The organism is Bradyrhizobium sp. BRP56 (genome assembly GCF_020194035.1).
GTDB lineage: Bacteria > Pseudomonadota > Alphaproteobacteria > Rhizobiales > Xanthobacteraceae > Bradyrhizobium > Bradyrhizobium australafricanum.
On sequence record NZ_JADYVV010000015.1, the window covers coordinates 1 to 16,949 of the forward strand.

General features: G+C 65.1%; 13 protein-coding genes. 7 read left to right on the forward strand and 6 right to left on the reverse strand.

From position 1 onward, the window contains the following. Positions 1-323 precede the first annotated feature (323 nt). The gene (locus tag I6F38_RS13030) at positions 324-1,520 is read left to right on the forward strand and encodes an acetyl-CoA C-acyltransferase (RefSeq protein WP_038384123.1); all 1,197 of its coding nucleotides are present in this window, start codon (positions 324-326) and stop codon (positions 1,518-1,520) included. A 220-nt stretch (positions 1,521-1,740) separates the two neighbouring features. Continuing rightward, complete coding sequence (locus I6F38_RS13035) at positions 1,741-3,045, forward strand: MFS transporter (RefSeq protein ID WP_225160613.1); 1,305 nt, start codon at positions 1,741-1,743, stop codon at positions 3,043-3,045. 27 nt (positions 3,046-3,072) lie between these two features. Here I6F38_RS13035 and I6F38_RS13040 read toward each other — a convergent pair whose 3' ends face one another. The 3 genes from I6F38_RS13040 to I6F38_RS13050 all read right to left on the reverse strand — a co-directional run bounded on the left by I6F38_RS13040 (position 3,073) and on the right by I6F38_RS13050 (position 6,385). Continuing rightward, positions 3,073-4,389 (reverse strand): carbohydrate porin, encoded by a 1,317-nt coding sequence (locus I6F38_RS13040; RefSeq protein ID WP_225160696.1) that lies wholly within the window; start codon positions 4,387-4,389, stop codon positions 3,073-3,075. A 48-nt stretch (positions 4,390-4,437) separates the two neighbouring features. Beyond that, a complete protein-coding gene (locus tag I6F38_RS13045) occupies positions 4,438-5,457 on the reverse strand; it encodes a transporter (protein WP_225160614.1) in 1,020 nt (339 codons plus the stop codon). Positions 5,458-5,599: 142 nt separating this feature from the next. Continuing rightward, positions 5,600-6,385 carry an acetoacetate decarboxylase gene (locus I6F38_RS13050; RefSeq protein ID WP_225160615.1) on the reverse strand — a complete coding sequence of 262 codons (786 nt, stop codon included), beginning with the start codon at positions 6,383-6,385 and terminating at the stop codon, positions 5,600-5,602. 241 nt (positions 6,386-6,626) lie between these two features. Between I6F38_RS13050 and I6F38_RS13055 the strand changes: the two genes are divergently transcribed. Then, positions 6,627-7,790: a patatin-like phospholipase family protein gene (locus I6F38_RS13055; RefSeq protein ID WP_225160616.1), complete on the forward strand. Its 1,164-nt coding sequence runs from the start codon at positions 6,627-6,629 to the stop codon at positions 7,788-7,790. A gap of 105 nt (positions 7,791-7,895) precedes the next feature. Here I6F38_RS13055 and I6F38_RS13060 read toward each other — a convergent pair whose 3' ends face one another. Together I6F38_RS13060 and I6F38_RS13065 are read right to left on the reverse strand one after the other, a co-directional pair. Continuing rightward, entirely contained in the window at positions 7,896-9,455 is a 1,560-nt protein-coding gene (locus I6F38_RS13060; RefSeq protein WP_225160617.1) for a carboxyl transferase domain-containing protein, read from the reverse strand. Continuing rightward, positions 9,385-10,359: an IclR family transcriptional regulator gene (locus I6F38_RS13065; protein WP_225160618.1), complete on the reverse strand. Its 975-nt coding sequence runs from the start codon at positions 10,357-10,359 to the stop codon at positions 9,385-9,387. The genes I6F38_RS13060 and I6F38_RS13065 overlap by 71 nt, the downstream gene beginning before the upstream one ends. Before the next feature lie 129 nt (positions 10,360-10,488). On the opposite strand from I6F38_RS13065, the gene I6F38_RS13070 reads away from it, so the two are divergent. The 4 genes from I6F38_RS13070 (at position 10,489) to glsA (ending at position 16,116) form a co-directional block, all read left to right on the forward strand. Beyond that, positions 10,489-10,710, forward strand: coding sequence for an acetyl-CoA carboxylase biotin carboxyl carrier protein subunit (locus I6F38_RS13070; protein WP_076826552.1), 222 nt, complete (start codon positions 10,489-10,491; stop codon positions 10,708-10,710). Positions 10,711-10,863: 153 nt separating this feature from the next. Further along, on the forward strand, positions 10,864-12,027 hold the full coding sequence (locus I6F38_RS13075) for a TAXI family TRAP transporter solute-binding subunit (protein ID WP_050386348.1): 1,164 nt from the start codon (positions 10,864-10,866) through the stop codon (positions 12,025-12,027). Positions 12,028-12,170: 143 nt separating this feature from the next. Next, on the forward strand, positions 12,171-14,234 hold the full coding sequence (locus I6F38_RS13080; protein ID WP_038384113.1) for a TRAP transporter permease: 2,064 nt from the start codon (positions 12,171-12,173) through the stop codon (positions 14,232-14,234). Positions 14,235-14,256: 22 nt separating this feature from the next. Beyond that, positions 14,257-16,116, forward strand: coding sequence for a glutaminase A (gene glsA, locus I6F38_RS13085; RefSeq protein WP_225160619.1), 1,860 nt, complete (start codon positions 14,257-14,259; stop codon positions 16,114-16,116). A gap of 189 nt (positions 16,117-16,305) precedes the next feature. Here the strand turns inward: glsA and I6F38_RS13090 are convergent, their stop codons facing one another. After that, the gene (locus tag I6F38_RS13090) at positions 16,306-16,833 is read right to left on the reverse strand and encodes a carboxymuconolactone decarboxylase family protein (protein ID WP_225160620.1); all 528 of its coding nucleotides are present in this window, start codon (positions 16,831-16,833) and stop codon (positions 16,306-16,308) included. Between the last annotated feature and the right edge of the window lie 116 nt (positions 16,834-16,949).

Sequence of the window (16,949 nt, forward strand, 5' to 3'; positions counted from 1 at the left end):
CCCATCGGCCGCCAACAGGCCGCGTGGTTGTTTGGAACTCGCATCGCGCAAACCATCTTGGCCAGCGATCCATTCGATCGCACCCAACAGGCCGGACATATGGATGCAAGCGATCCGATCTCACCAACAGCTCTTGTGCCACGGGGGCCGTCCACATATGGGTCCTGGCTTTCGCCAGGACGACACTGGTGATTGTGGAGTATCCCATCCCCGACTCATGCGAACACGACATTTTGTCATGAGAGCCGCAGTTGCATTTTTTGCATTGCATCATATGATGACAATAATTCAATCAAATCCCCGGCATTGAAGGGACTCCTGCCATGGCAACCAGCACCGATCCCGTCGTCATCCTCTCCGCCGCCCGCACCCCGCTCGGCCGCTTCATGGGCGAGCTCGCGCCGCTGCCGGCGCACAAGCTCGGCTCGCATGTGATCGGGGCGGCGCTCGAACGCGCGAAACTCGCGCCCGAGCGCATCGACGAGGTGTTCATGGGCAACGTGCTGCCCGCCGGTCAGGGGCAGGCCCCTGCCCGCCAAGCCGCGCGCGGCGCCAAACTGCCGGATGCCACCGGCGCCACCACCGTCAACAAGGTCTGCGGCTCCGGCATGAAGGCGACCATGCTGGCCCACGACATCATCAAGGCCGGCTCGGCCGAGATCGTGCTGTCCGGCGGCATGGAGAGCATGAGTAATGCGCCGTATCTGTTGCAGAAGGCGCGCGGCGGCTATCGCGCCGGCCACGACCGCATCATCGATCACATGATGATGGACGGGCTCGAGGACGCCTACGAGACCGGTCGCTCGATGGGCGATTTCGGCGAGGCGACCGCGGAGGCCTATCAATTCACCCGCGCCGACCAGGACGCGTTCGCGATGGAGACGCTGAGCCGTGCCCGCAAGGCGGTCGAGGGCGGCGCCTTCAAGGCCGAGATCGCGCCGATCACGCTCGCCGAGAAGGCCGGCCCGCGCATCGTTGCCAATGACGAGCACCCGCTGAAGGTCGATCCGGCAAAAATCCCCGGCCTGAAGCCGGCATTCCGAGCGGGCGGCACCATCACGCCGGCCGCCTCCTCGGCCAATGCCGACGGCGCCGCAGCGCTGATCCTCAGCCGGCGCTCGCTCGCCGATCGCGATGGACTGCCTGTGCTGGCCGAGATCAAGGGCCACGCCACCCACAGCCAGGAGCCGCAGTGGTTCACGACAGCGCCGATCCCGGCGATCAGAAAACTGCTCGACAAGGTCGGCTGGAGCGTCGGCGATGTCGACCTGTTCGAGATCAACGAGGCGTTTGCGGTGGTCGCGATGGCGGCGCAGCGCGACCTCGGCATTCCCAGGGACCGGCTGAACATCAACGGCGGCGCCTGCGCGCTCGGGCATCCGATCGGCGCCACCGGCGCGCGGCTGATCGTGACGCTGCTGCACGCGCTGGAGGCGCAGAACCTGAAGCGCGGCGTAGCCGCGCTGTGCATCGGCGGCGGCGAAGCCACCGCGATCGCCGTCGAGCGGGTCGCGCACTGATCCGGTATTGCGAGCGAAGCGAAGCAATCCATCTCTTTTCACAAACCGAACGATGGATTGCTTCGTCGCTTCGCTCCCCGCTATGAAAGGCGTCCATGAGGCAGTACGACGGCCTGGCGTCTGAGTCCGAAAACGAGGGAACTATGGCATTTTAGCCATAGCTCCCTCGTGCCATATTGCGCATCACGCAAAGCTTTCACCGCAATCGATCCGGAACACAATGATCTCGAACTGGCTTGCTTCCGCCCTCGCCCGCCGCAACATCCACTACGGCTGGGTGATGGTCGCCGTGACCTTCCTTGCCGCGCTGATCTCCGCCGGCACCGTCGGCGCGCCCGGCGTGTTCATCGTGCCGCTGCAGAAGGAGTTCGGCTGGTCCACCGCCGAGATTTCCTCCGCGCTGTCGATCCGCTTCATCCTGTTCGGGCTGATGGCGCCGTTCGCCGCCGCGCTAATGAACCGCTACGGCCTGCGCAACGTGACGCTGGCGGCGCAGCTGATCGTGGTCTCCGGTCTATTGGCCTCGCTCGCCATGACCCAGGTCTGGCAGCTCATCCTGCTGTGGGGCGTCGTGATCGGGATCGGCACCGGGATGACCGCGCTGGTGCTCGGCGCGACCATCGCGGCGCGCTGGTTCGTGGCGCGGCGCGGCCTCGTGGTCGGCATCCTCACCGCAAGCGTCGCGACGGGGCAACTCGCCTTCCTGCCGCTGCTTGCGACACTGACCGAGCGCTACGGCTGGCGTATCGCGCTTGGGCTGGTCTGCGTCATGCTCGGCGTCGCCGCCTTTGCCGTGCTGATGGTGATGCGCGACCGGCCGAGCGACGTCGGCCTGCGTCCGTTCGGCGACGAAGGCACCGCGCCGCTTCCCGCGCCGCCGCCGGCCAATGCGCCGATCGTGGCCGCCGCGCTCGGCACGCTGCGCGACTCCGCGAAATCCTCGGTGTTCTGGATCCTGTTCGCGACCTTCTTCGTCTGCGGCGCCTCGACCAACGGCCTGGTCCAGGTTCATTTGATCCCGATGTGCCTCGACTACGGCATCCCGCAGGTGCAGGCGGCGAGCCTGCTCGCCGCGATGGGGATCTTCGATTTCTTCGGCACCATCGTCTCGGGCTGGCTGTCGGACCGCTACGACAACCGCTATCTGCTGTTCTGGTATTACGGCCTGCGCGGGCTGTCACTGCTGTTCCTGCCGTTCTCCGACTTCACGTTCCACGGACTGTCGCTGTTCGCGATGTTCTATGGCCTCGACTGGATCGCGACGGTGCCGCCGACGGTGCGCCTCACCGCGCAGCGCTTCGGCGCCGAGCGCGCCAATCTGGTGTTCGGATGGATCTTCGCCGGCCACCAGCTCGGCGCAGGCGCCGCCGCGTTCGGCGCCGGACTGTCGCGCACGATCTATCAGAGCTACCTGCCGGCGTTCTTCATTGCCGGTGCGCTGTGCATCTTTGCCGCGCTGATCGCGCTGGCGATCGCGCGGCCGCAGCCGAAATCGGTGCCGGAGCCGAAGCCGGTCGCGGCCTGAGACCGCTGCCTGCGCGACCTGCGCCGGTCAGTACGACAGGATGGTGCGCATCCCGAACACCACGCTGTCCTTGATCCGATGCGTTTGCGTCGGATCGTTGGGATCGACGGCGCCGCCGCCGGGATGGGCGATGTATTGAAACATCGGCTGCATGGTGAAATTCGGGTTCACCACGTGCTGATAGGTGATCTCGAGGATCGCCTCGTAGTCGCGGATCGGATACGGCGTGCCCGTGAAGATCTGGGTGTCGCGGTCGAGCGCGCGCGCGGCGTCCGAAATCCTGGCATAGATCGCGGCGATGCCGAACCGATCGTCCGGATACGTCTCGCTGAAGCCGGTGAACTGGAAGCCGCCGTCGACATAGGTGCTGATCAGGTTGCGGTCCGACGGGCTGACCGAGGCGCGCATGAAGAACGCGACGCCCTTGTCAGCGTCCGGCCTGGCGCGCGCAAGCAGCTGCTCGTAGACCATGAAGATGCCGTTGTCCCGCCGCAGCCAGCGCGTGTCGCCGGAGCTGTCGGGATCGGCGAGCGACAGCCCGTCGGCCGAGAAGCGCTGGTCGGCAAACGAGCCCATGTGATACCAGGCGCCGCCGGTGACGGTCGCCGGCAGCCGGCTCTCGCCGATCTCGAACTTGTATTTGAGCTGGCCGATCCACCACGGCGGATCGTTGACCCGGAAATTCAGCCCGTGGGCGTTCAATATCTGCGGATCGTCGGTCCCCTGCGGCGGCGAAGCCGAGCCGTCGAACAGTGCCAGATAGGCGGTGATGCGGTCGGACAGATTGGCCTTGAACCGGATGCCGGGCACGGCAAGTGGCGGCGACGGTCCGCCGGCCGGCAGAATGGTGCCGACAATGCCGGGCCAGCCGAGCGCCGAATTGATGAAGATGTCGTCGTACTGGCTGTCGATGAACTCGACGTCCGAGCCCTGCTGGCCGACGCGCACCGAGAGTTTGCCGCCGAGCAGCTTCTGTTCGATCCAGAATTCATAGAGCCGCGTCGCCGGCAGCGACTCGACGCCGGACACCAGGAACAGGTTGCCGACATAGCTCCGCGACAGCCCGTCGCCGTGGATCTGGTACATGTTGGCGTGGAAGGTCGCGCCGGTCCAGCCCATCGCCTTCTCGAGGTCGATGGTGGTGCCGAGATCGAGACGGCCGGTATAGGCCGCGCCGTTGCTGACGCCGCCGGAGACGTTGGAAAACCCCTCACCGATATAGGTCAGGCTGAACTGGTAGCCGGCCTGCTCGAGCGCAGCCCGCGTATCCGCAATCCGGTCGGCGACGAGCTTGTCCTCCGCATGCGCCGGCGCGCCGAGCGCGAGGGCCGCGGCCACCAACATCGCGCCGGAAAGAACTCTGCACATCGGGAATACCGCGGTGCGCTCGCGCTATTTGACGATGCCGAGCCGCCGCATCAGCAGATAAGCCAGCAGCGCCGACCCGATCAGAAGGCCGGCCGCGACCAGGAACCCGCTGTCGACGTCGGTCAACGGCAATCCCTTGGTGTTCATGCCGAAGATGCCGGTGACGAGCGTCGGCGGCAGCAGCATCATGGTGACGACGGACAAGGCATGGAGGTGCTTGTTGCTCTCCTCCTCGAGCTTGAAGCGCAGCTCCTCCTCGAGCAGGCGGCTGCGCTCGTGCAGTTCGACGATGTCGTGGTCGAGACCGTCGAGCCGCTGCGCGAGCTTGCCGGCCTGCAGCCGCAGCGCCGGGCTGAGATTGTCGGTGTTCTTCTGCTCGAGCCGGTGAAACAGCACGCGCAGGCCGGCGAGCTGGCGATGCAGTCGCACGCAGGTGCGGCGCATCCGGCTCAGATTCTTGCGCAGCTCCGATCCGGTATCCTCGGCGAGCACCCGCTCCTCGATCGCGTCGATATCGGTGCCGATCTTGTCCGCCATGCGGTCCATGGTGTCGGCGATCTCGTCGACGATCTTCTCCAGCAGTGCCGCGACGCTGCCGACGCGATGGCCGCCCTCGAGCACGCGGCGCGTCGCATCGGCGGAGCACAGCGCCTGATGGCGGCCGCTGACCAGGAGGCGTTCGGTCATCGCAAAGCGGAGAAAGCCGGTCTCCCGGGTCGCGGCGTCGATATCCCGCACCAGATCGGAAAACACGCCGTAGACGCAATTGTCGACGACGTGGATCTGCTGGAAATTGTCATTCGACAGCAAGAGGTCCCGCGCCAGCTGCGGGATGTGCATGTTGGCAAGCCATGGCCGGGTGCGGACGTCGGTCAGGTTGAAGTGCAGCCACAACCTTCCGTCGTGGCTCGGCTCGATCGGCGCATCGATCGGAAGCGCCTCGGCACGGCCGTCGTGATGCAGGCGGAACGCCCAGACCAGACCGGGGACCGCCTCGCGGGTCAGCAGCGACCCGACCGGAGCGGGAGGTGGATCAGCCAGCATGGCCCGCCCCCAAGGCAATCGATAACGCAACCGCGCGAAATGACATGTTCAAGACCTCGCCCACGCGTAACGCTGAGCAAGCGCGTCCCTTCGACGCAACATAGGAGGACGCGCCTGTTACAGTTTTATGTCAGCGACCGCCCTACTCCGCCGCAAGACCGGTCGGCGCCGCCGCTTCCGTGGCCTCCTTGTTGTAGTCGTGCACGACGCGGCCGAACGGCAGCGTCAGGTCGGCGAGGAAGTGATGCGCACCGACGACACGCTTGACCGGGAAATCGGCGACCGGTGCATTGACATGCGGCACCAAATGCAGCCGGCCGGGTCCGATCCAGGAGCCCTTGACCACGATGTCGGTCAGGTTGATCGCGACCAGCTGGCAGACCTCGAGATGGCCGTCGACGCCGGGGATCATCTTCAGATTAACTTGCGTCTTCGACAGCGTCGCGCGGGTGACGTCGCCATTGCCCGCCATGCTCTCGTGCTTGTAGCCCATCGTGCCCATCGCAACGAGCTGGCCGGCATATTCCAGCGTGCCGGTCAGCGTGTCCTTGACGATCTCGAGCTTGGGATGAGCGTACTTCTTCGGAAAGCCCCAGATCTCGCGGCCGGCCGCGATCGGCGGATCATCGTCGAGATACATCTGGCAGACGAAGTTGACCTCTTCGCCATGCAGACGCGCGGGGATCACGAGGCCGGACTCGGTGTAGCTGCCGAAGCCGGAGCTGTCGGGCATCTTGATCCATTCGTAATGCACGATCGCCTGCTCGATCGGCTCCAGCGGCTCGGGCAGGCCGGCGCGGATCAACTCCGGATCGGTCTCATAGGTGATGACGAGGAATTCGCGATCGATGAAGCGATACGGACCGGCGGGATAGCTCGGACCGGCGGCCGGCATCGACGGAAGCTTGAGCAGATCTTCCCTGCGCATCGCAATAACCCCCTGTTTGAAAAGTTTGCGCGGAAGCTAGCGGCCGAGATTGACAGCGATGTGAGGAATTTCCGTCAGGCGCATGACCGCGGTTGCGCTTGCGTGACCCGCGTCGCGCTGCTGGGGCCAATGCTAACCATGCAGGCAGCCATGCCGGATGCGCCTTGCGCGTCCGCCGCAATTGTCATCACGGCGTCATCGGCGCGCTGAATTCTCGCCGCGAATTTTTGGAGTGTCTGATATGGACGCGCGAACCCCGCATTTCGACGATATCGATCACGCGACGCCGGGCTGGCGTCCGGAAGGCTGCGATCGCGTCGCCCTGGTCCTGCAGGGCTGCGGCGCACTCGGCGCCTATCAGGCCGGCGTCTATCAGGCGCTGCATGAATCCAACATCGAGCCCGACTGGGTGTGCGGCGTCTCGATCGGCGCGATCAACTCGGCGATCATCGCCGGCAATCCGCCCGACAAGCGGCTGGAACGGCTGCACACGTTCTGGGATCGCATCACCAGCCGCAAGATCTGGCACTACACCCCGGACGGCGACATCTTCCGCAAGGCGCGCAATTTCACCAGCTCATTGCTGACGACGACGCTCGGACAACCCGGCTTCTTCACCCCGCACCAGGCTAATCCGTGGTTCAGCCCGGCCGGCGCGCGCACCGCCACCAGCTACTACGACACCACGCCTTTACGTGAATCGCTGCTCGAGCTGGTCGATTTCGACCGCATCAACTCCAAGAAGATGCGCTTTGCGGTCGGCGCCGTGAACGTGCTCTCCGGCAACTTCATCTATTTCGACAATGCCCATGACGAGATCATTCCCGAGCACATCATGGCGAGCGGCGCGCTGCCGCCGGCGCTGCCGATGGTGAAGGTCGGCACCGATCATTTCTGGGACGGCGGCATCGTGTCCAACACGCCGCTGCAGCATCTGCTCGACCAGGAAGACAACATGAATTCGCTGGTGTTCCAGGTCGACCTGTTCTCGGCGCGCGGTGCGCTGCCGCGCGACATCCAGGACGTGATGGCCCGGCACAAGGACATCATGTATTCGTCGCGTACCCGCTACAACACCGACGTCTATCGCAAGACCTACAATCTGCGCACCGCCCTGCACAATGCGCTGGGAAAAATCCCCGACGATCAGCTCTCGGACGAGGAGCGCCAGCTCAAGAAGGCAAACGCCCGGCTGCCGGGCATCACGCTGTTGCAGCTGATCTATCAGCAGAAGGCCTATGAGGGCGACGCCAAGGACCACGAATTTTCCGGCACCTCGATGCGCGAGCACTGGGTGAGCGGGCACGAGGACACCAAGCGCTCGCTGAAGCGGCGCGAATGGATCAAGATGCCCGAGAACGGCATGGGCATCGTGATCCACGACGTGCATCGCGAGGCGGAGTAAATACGTGTCGTCATTGCGAGGAGCGCAGCGACGAAGCAATCCATACCTCAGCACATGGTGATATGGATTGCTTCGCTACGCTCGCAATGACGATTGAGGAGCCGCTTACGGCCGCGTCGACATGTTGCTCGGCGGCCCGGCCTTGCGGATCGGTTCGGCGAGGCGCGCGAACTCGCAGAGCAGCGAGCGCGTCTTGCGCGGATCGATCACCTCCTCGACCCAGAACTTCTCGGCCGAGCGGAACGGCGAGCGCAGCTTGTTGAGGCGGTCCTCGATCTCGCGCAGCTTGGCGGCGGGATCGGCGGCCGCATCGATCTCGGCGCGATAGGCCGCCTCGATGCCGCCCTCCAGCGGCAGCGAGCCCCAATAGGCCGACGGCCACGCATAGCGCATCGAGAAGCGGTTGGCCGGCTGATGCACCACGCCGGCCACGCCGAAGGCGTTGCGGATGATGATGGTGCACCAGGGCACCGTGCTCTGGTTGACCGCCGCCATCGCCCGCACGCCGTGGCGGATGGTCGCCGTCTTCTCCGCCTCAAGCCCGATCATGAAGCCCGGGCAGTCCATCAGGTAGACCACCGGCAGATGGAAGGTCTCGGCGAAGTCGACCCAGCGCACCACCTTCTGGCAGGCGTCCGCGGTCCACGAGCCGCCATAGTGGAAGGGATCGCTGGCGAGCAGCAGCACCGCCCTGCCCTCGATCCGCGCCAATCCGGTGATCACCGGCCGGCCGAAATTGGTGCCGACCTCGAAGAACGAGCCCTTGTCGACGACGGCATCGATGATCGGTCGCATCTTGTAGACCTGCCGGCGGTTGCGCGGCACGGCCTTCAGCAGCGACTCCTCGGCGCGTTCCGGATCGTCGGTGCAGGGAATGGTCGGCGGCAGGTCGTAGACCGACGACGGCAGATAGGACAGGAAACGCCGCGCATAGTCGAACGCCTCCTCTTCGGTCTCGACGGCCTGGTCGATCGCGCCGGCGCGAGTCTGGATGTCGGCGCCGCCGAGCTCCTGCTTGGTCAGATCCTGCCCCAGGCGCTTCACCACCGGCGGGCCGGCGACGAACATCGCGGAGCTCTTGGTCATGACCGAGTAATGCGTGGCGGCAAGCCGCGCGGCACCGAGGCCCGCGACCGAGCCGAGCCCGAGACCGACCACCGGCACGCGGGCCAAATTGGCGGTCGTGTACCAGTACCAGCGCGTGCCGCCGACGCCGCCGGGCAGATTGGCCGCGCCCCTGGTCTCGATCGTCTTCACCGAGCCGCCGCCGCCCGAGCCCTCGATCACGCGAACGATCGGCAGGCGAAAGTCGTGCGCCATCTCCTCCGCCATCAACGGCTTGGCGGAAATCGATGCATCCGCCGAGCCGCCGCGCACGGTGAAGTCGTCGCCGACCACGACGACGGTGCGGCCGTCGACCCTGGCGCGGCCGAACACGCAGTTCGCCGGCGTCAGATGCTTGAGTTCGTTGCTCTCGTCATATTCGGCGATGCCGGAGATGGCACCGACCTCGTGGAAGCTGTTCTGGTCGACGAGCTTGTCGATACGCTCACGAACCGTGAGCCGGCCCTGGTCGCGTTGCCGCTTGACCTTGTCAACGCCTCCCATCTCCCGCGCGAACGCTTCGCGGCGGGCGAGGTCGTCGAGTTCCGGCTTCCAGTTCATTCACTGCTCCCGTCTTGATGATTTTGTTGTTGTTATGGGCGGTCACCGGAAGCGACTTGCGCTCGATCCGATTGCTGAAGATGTCGCCGTCGGCGCCTTCGAGCAGGCTGCCGAGTGCGGCGGCGAGTTCGACCATTTGCGGTGCGACCTCGCGATGCAGCCGCGCCTCGTCATACATCGCCGAGAGCAAGCCGATCGTGGTGACCACATAGGTCTGATACTGCGGCGACCACAGCGGCACCGCGACGCCGTTGATGTGCGGGCTCCACAGGCCGCAGGCGACGACGTAGCCGTGCTCCTGCAAATGGCGGCGGTTGGCCTCGATGCGCGGCGTCAGCATCTTGGCGCTGTCGGGCAACTCGCCTTCCATCTCGGCGATCAGCGCGTCGCCGATCGCGGGATCGAGCGCAGCCGTATAGGCGTGACCGGCCGCGGTGGTCGCCATCGAGATCCGGCTGCCGGTGGCCTCATGCAGGCCGAGCGCGTTGGCCGCGCGGGCGAACTCCAGATAGACCAGGTGAAAGCGGTCAGGGATGACGAAGCCCACCGTGCCGGGCAACTGATCGGCGACATCCTGCAGGCGCAGCCGGATCAGATTGCGCAGCTGCAGCCCCTTCATCATCGTGGTGCTCATCGCGACCGCGCTCGGGCCGATGCGATATTTCTGGTCGCGCGGCAGATAGACGAGCTGTCCCATCCGCGTCAGCGTGTGTGTCAGTCGCGACACCGTCGAACGCGGCAGGCCGCAGCGGTTCGAGATCTCGAGATTGCCGAGCCGGGCCTCGTGCCCCTCGAAGCACCGCAACACATCGAAGGCGCGCGACACCACCTGGATGACATCGCCATCGCCTGTCTCGCTGGCGAGCATTCCCTGCCTGCTAAGCCGTTCCGAGCGCCTTCCCATCTGTTTGGCTCCATTCCGTCCTGCGGAATAAAATTCCACTTGCAGAAGAAGCTACCTCAGGCAATCTGCCGCCACAACAAAAAGCCGTTCGCCGGATGAAATTTCCGCAAGACGGTATCGGAGAGTGGAATGCCAGAGATCAAGGTTGTGACCGAAGTTGCCGGGCGCGTTTGCGCGCTTCCTGTCGAGACCGGCAGCAGCATCGGCAATGGCGACGAGATTGCGTTCGTCGAAGCGATGAAGATGGAAATACCGGTCACGTCGACGACAGCAGGCAAAATCAAGTCGATTCTGGTCAAGATCGACGATGTCATCGCCGAAGGCCAGGCGGTTGCGATCGTCGAGACCTGAGATCCCACCCCTGCCATCCGGCCGCGACAATCTGTCCGGTGATGCAGCGGCCGAAATCGCCGGCTTGCGCCGGAGGTAGCGTTGCCATCGCCGGATCACGATGCAATCATCCCGCCCGGAAAAGTTTCGCACAGCGAAACAAAGGGAGGAATTATGATCCATCGGCTGATGGCGCTCGCGCCTGCCGCTCTTGCCGGCATTTCGATCTTCGCTGCCCTGCCCGCCTCGGCCGAGGACATCAAGCTGCCGCCGACCATGGCAGTGACCGCCTACGACACCGGCACCGCCGGCTTTAACATCGCGGTCGGCGTCGGCAAGATGATGAAGGACAAATACGGCACCGACGTCCGCGTGCTGCCGGCCGGCAACGACGTCGCACGGCTCGCGCCGCTGCGCGCCAAGCGCGCGGTCTCCTCGGCGATGGGATCGGGGACCTATTTCGCGCAGGAAGGCGTGTTCGAGTTCGGCGCCAAGGAATGGGGCCCGCAGCCGCTGCAGCTCATGCTGTCGTCGGTCGACTGCAATTGCGGCGCGCTTGGCGTGGCAGCCGATGCCGGCGTCAAGGAAATGAAGGACCTTCGCGGCAAGCGCGTCGGCTTCGTGGTCGGCTCGCCGGCGCTGAACCAGAACTCGCTCGCGATGCTCGCGTTCGGCGGCCTCACCCAGAAGGACGTCAAGATCGTCGAGTTCGCAAGCTACGGCGCGATGTGGAAAGGCCTGATCAACAACGACACCGACGCCGCCTTCGGCACCACGATCACCGGCCCGGCCAAGGAAGCCGAGACCTCGCCGCGCGGCCTGATGTGGCCGCCGCTGCCCGCCGACGACAAGGAAGGCTGGGCACGGGTGAAAAAGGTCGGCTCGTTCTTCTTCCCGCAAACCGCAACCTGCGGCGCCGGCATCTCGCCGGACAAGCCGATCCAGCTCGGCAATTACCCTTACCCGATCTTCGTCGCCTATGCCGCGCAGCCGGTCGACCAGATCTATGCGATCACCAAGGCGATGATCGTCAACTACGACGCCTACAAGGATTCGGCGCCCGGCGCCGCCGGGCTCGGTGCCGACCGGCAGACCAAGAACTGGGTCGTCCCCGTGCATCCCGGCGCGGTGAAGGCGCTCAAGGAAACCGGCCACTGGAGCGACGAGCAGGAGGCGCATAACAACGCGCTTTACAAACGCCAGGAGGTGCTGGCCGCCGCCTGGACGGATTACGGCAAGTCGAACCCGCCGTCGGACGACAAGGCCTTCCTCGATGGCTGGATGAAGGCGCGCGCGGCCGCGCTTGCGAAAGCCAATATGCCCAATGGCTTTGAGTGAGACCCGCCAACGCGCGATGAGATCGGGTTAATCGTCATCGCGCTTCAGCCCGCCTGAGCATGGTGCTTCCGGAAAACCGCTTCGCACTTTTCCGGATCATGCTCTAGGCTACGGGCAAAACGGACAACATTGGGGGATGCGTAATGCCCGAGAACGCCGCGGCTGCGCCTGCGAAAAGAATCGAGTTTGAAGATCCGCATGCCGGTCTCGACAATCTGCAGGAGGCCGAGGTCACGCGCGTGCGCACCCTGCGCGGGGTGTGGCGCTGGGCGCTGGTGGTCGCAACCGCCGCAACCATCCTGCTCTGCATCAACCAGCAATTCTCGTTGCGCTTCTTCATCGACTACACCCAGCTCAACACCGAATATTTCTATCTCTTGATCGCGCTGATGCTGCCCTTCACGTTCCTGATCTTCCCCGGATCGGAGCGCGCGCCGCTGAACCGCATCCCCTGGTACGATCTCGCGCTTGCCGTGGCGACCTTCGCCGCCTCGATCTGGCTGATGCTGAACGTGCGCAAGGCGGCGCAATATGGCTGGGAGTCCGACGGCGCCCCGAGGAACGTCATCATCGCCGGCCTCGTGATGTGGGTGATGCTGATGGAGGCGCTGCGCCGGACCGGCGGCTGGAGCCTCCTGCTCAGCGTGCTGCCCTTCACCGTCTATCCGCTGTTCGCCGAGGCCAGCTGGCTCGGCCCGTTCCGCGGCTCGCAGCTCACGCTCGACCAGACCACCGCCTATCACGTGCTGTCCGGCGAGAGCCTGCTCGGCATTCCGATCCAGGCCTTCGCCGACACCGTGATCGGCTTTTTGGTGTTCGGCACCGCGCTGATGATGACCGGTGCCGGAAAATTCTTCATCAACCTCGCCTTCGCGCTGTGCGGCACGTTCCGCGGCGGTGCCGCCAAGGTCTGCATCTTCGCGTCCGGCCTGCTCGGCATGATGTCGGGCTCGATCGTCTCCAACGTGCTGACCGCCGGCACGATGACGATCCCGGTCATGAAGAAGAGCGGCTTCCGCGCCTCCTATGCCGGCGCGATCGAGGCCTGCGCCTCCACCGGCGCCGTGCTGGCGCCGCCGGTGATGGGCGCCACCGCGTTCGTGATCGCGCAGTTCCTCAACATCAGCTACGCGGAGGTCGCGGTGGCCGCGATCATTCCTGCGGCGCTCTACTATGTCGGCCTGTTCATGCAGGTCGACTCCTACGCCGCGCGCCACGGGCTGAAGGGCATTCCGCGCGCCGAGCTGCCGCGCGTGATGGATACGATCAAGAACGGCTGGTACTACGTCTTCGTCATCGCGCTATTGATCGTGATGCTGCTGTATTTCAAGCGCGAAAGCCACGCGCCGTTCTACGCCACCGCGCTGCTGCTGGTGCTCAACCAGATCTTCTCCAAGGAGAGCCGCTGGACGCTCGGGACGATCGGAAAATTCCTCGAGGTCAATGGCCGCACCTTCGTCGAGCTGGTCGGCATCCTCGCCGGTTGCGGTCTGCTGATCGGGGCGTTCTCGATGACCGGCGTGGTCTCGAGCCTCGCCAACGATCTTTTGACGCTTGCGGGCGACAACGCGTTCCTGCTGCTCGTGATGTGCGCCTTCACCAGCCTGATCCTCGGCCTCGGGCTGACCACCACCGCCTGCTACATCTTCCTCGCCATCCTGGTCGCGCCCGCGCTGGAGAAGCTCGGGCTGAACCGGATGGCGGTGCACATGTTCATCTTCTATTGGGGCATGCTGTCGTCGATCACGCCGCCGGTGGCGATCGCCTCCTTCGCTGCGGCCGGTATCGCCGGCTCGCCCGCGATGAAGACCGGATGGGAATCGATGTGGGTCGGCAGCATCATCTATTTCATCCCGTTCTTCTTCGTGCTGAACCCGGCGCTGGTGATGCAGGGACCGAGCCCCTATCTCGCCGGCCTCGGCCTGATGGCGCTCGCGGCGTGCGGCACCCTGTTCATCTGCGGCGGCATCCAGGGCTATCAGGCGTTCGTCGGCGACCTTCGCGGCGCCGGTGCCCTGGAATGGCCGCTCCGGGTGCTGCTGGTGATCGGCGGCTTCGTGCTCGCGACGCCCGGCGGCGGCATCAACCCGCTGTCGCAGCTGCAGGTGTCGCTGCTGGGGCTCGCGATCCTCGCCCCGACGGTGCTGATCGCCTTGCTGCTGGTCCGCCGTCAGGCGCTGGTTCCGAACCAGTTGCGCGCGCCTTGATTGCGTTGCACAACAGGAGGCGATGAAACGATCGCCTCCTCCCGTCACCGCCACCACCACGGCCTGGTCCAGCTCCAAGCCGCCGCTGCTGCGGTTTCTGCACACGTGTTACGCAGACTTCCTGCCGGAGGCCGCCGGCACGGTGGCCGACTACATCCCCGAGCTCGGCAAGGCCGACCCTGCCCATTTCGGCATCAGCCTGGCGACGCTCGACGGCCACGTCTACGAGGTCGGCGACACCAGGGTGCCGTTCACCATCCAGTCGATGTCGAAGCCGTTCGTGTTCGCGCTGGCGCTGGACACGCTGGGCGCCGAGCGGGTGGAAAGCGTGATCGGCGTCGAGCCGTCCGGCGACCCCTTCAACTCGATCCGGCTCAATGCCGAGAACCATCCGTTCAATGCGATGGTGAATGCCGGCGCGATCGCCTGCTCCGGTCTGCTCCACGCCGACAAGGGCGACGGCGCGTTCGACTACATCCGCCAGGCGCTCGGCCGCTTCGCCGGCCGAGAGCTCGATGTCGACGAGGCGGTCTACGCCTCCGAGAGCGCCACCGGCGACCGCAACCGGGCGATCGGTTATTTGCTGCGCACCAACAGCGTGATCACCGAGAACGTGCCTGCGGTGCTCGACGTCTATTTCCGGCAATGCTCCATCCTGGTCACCGCGCGCGACACCGCCGTGATGGCGGCAACGCTCGCCAATCGCGGCATCAACCCGCTGACCGAGGAGCAGGTCGTGACGCCCTACGCCATCGCGCGCACGCTGTCGGTGATGACCTCGTCGGGCATGTACGACTACGCCGGCGAATGGATCTACCGCGTCGGCATCCCCGCCAAGAGCGGCGTCGGCGGCGGCATTCTGGCGGCGCTGCCGGCGCGGCTCGGGCTCGGCAGCTATTCGCCAAAACTCGACAAGCACGGCAACAGCGTGCGCGGCATCAAGGTGTGCGAGACGCTGTCGGCGCATTACGACCTGCATATACTGAACCGCAGCGACGACGCCCGCCACAGCATCATTGCCGACTACAATATCGGCAAGAACCCGTCGCGGCGGGTGCGCCGGCCGCAGGAGCAAGAGATCCTGGCAAGGCACTTCCAGGAGGTTCGTGTGATCGAGCTGGTCGGCACCCTGTCGCTCTCCAATGTCGACTATGTCTCGCGCCGCCTCGCCGGCAGCCCGCGGCCCGAATTCGTGATCTTCGATTTGCGCCGCGTCACCGCGACGACCCGTGCCGGCGCAAGGCTGGTGGCCGAAGCGTTCCAGGAGCTCGCCGAGCTCGGCGTCACCGTGATCCTCTCCGGCATCAAGCGGACCTCGCGCGAATGGGCCACGATCAGCGAGTGGACCAGGCGGCTCGGCAATATCAGGGATTTCTATCTGCTCGACACCGCGATCGAGTGGGCCGAGGACCAGATCGTCTACCGCTATGGCGGCTCGATCGACTTCCTCGAGACCACGGAGCTTTCCGAGCAGCCGCTGCTCGCCGGATTGAGCGAAGCCGAGATCGCCGATCTCACCTCGCTTTGCACGGTCCGGACCTACCAGCAGAATGAAAAGGTTATCGCCGCGGGCAGCGAGGCCACCTCGCTGTTCTTCCTCCGCAGCGGCGTGGTCCACGTCACCCTGCCGGACGGCATCCGGCTCGCAACGCTGACTGCCGGCATGGCGTTCGGCGAGATGGCGCTGCTGGAGCCGAAGCGGGTCGCGAACGTGGTCGCCGACATGTCGGCGACCACCTACGAAGTGACGATCGAGGATTTCGAGCGCTTCCGCGAGCGACATCCGCGCGCCGGCGAGCGGATCATGCGCAACCTCGCGCAGATCCTCGCCGATCGGCTGATCGTGGCGAATGCCAAGGTCGATCTGCTGACGTCGGGGTAGGTCTCTCTGTTCTCCCTCTCCCCGCCCTTCGCGGGGAGAGGGTCAGGGTGAGGGGCTGCATCCGCAAAATAACTTCGAGTTAGACTCGCGGAGATTCCCCCTCACCCGGACCGCATTCCGCTTCGCTGCATGCGCTCCGGCCTCTCCCCGCAGGCGGGGCGAGGCGAAGGACTCCGCGACGCGATCCGCTCAGCTCACCACTTCCGTCACCGGCTGCATGTCGATCTCGAACGTCTCGAGAAATTTCGACGTCATGATGTAGAACCCGACCGAGAGTTGCAGCTCGATCAGCGCGGCCGGCGTCAGCTTCACCGCGATCGCCCTGAAGGTCGCGTCGGTCGGCTTCTTCAGCTTGACGATCTCGTCGGTGAAGGCGAGCGCCGCGCGCTGCACCTCGTTGAAGCAGGTCGCGGACTGCCAGTCCTCAAGCGCGGCGTTCTGCTCGTCGGTGACGCCGACATTCTTGCCGATGCGCTTGTGCGCGACGATCTCGTAGGGCGCCTCGCAGAGAATGCCGGTGCGCGTGATCGCAAGCTCGCGGACGACGGGATCGAGCTCGCCCTTGTGGCGGATCGCGCCGCCGAGCCGGCAATACTGCTCAAAGTAACTTGGCGAATGCGCCATCATGCGAAAGATGTTGGCGTTGCGGTTTTTGTCGAGGATCTCGCGGGTCCGCGGGCTTGCCTTTGCGGGATCGAAGTAGTCGATACGGGCCATTTCCTAACCTTGATCTTGCTGTCGTTTTTGTCGGGTTCCGAAACACTAGAGCTTTTTCCGTTCCGATGAAATCGGAACGGAGCTCTAGATCCTTGTTTTGACGCGTTTTCTTCACT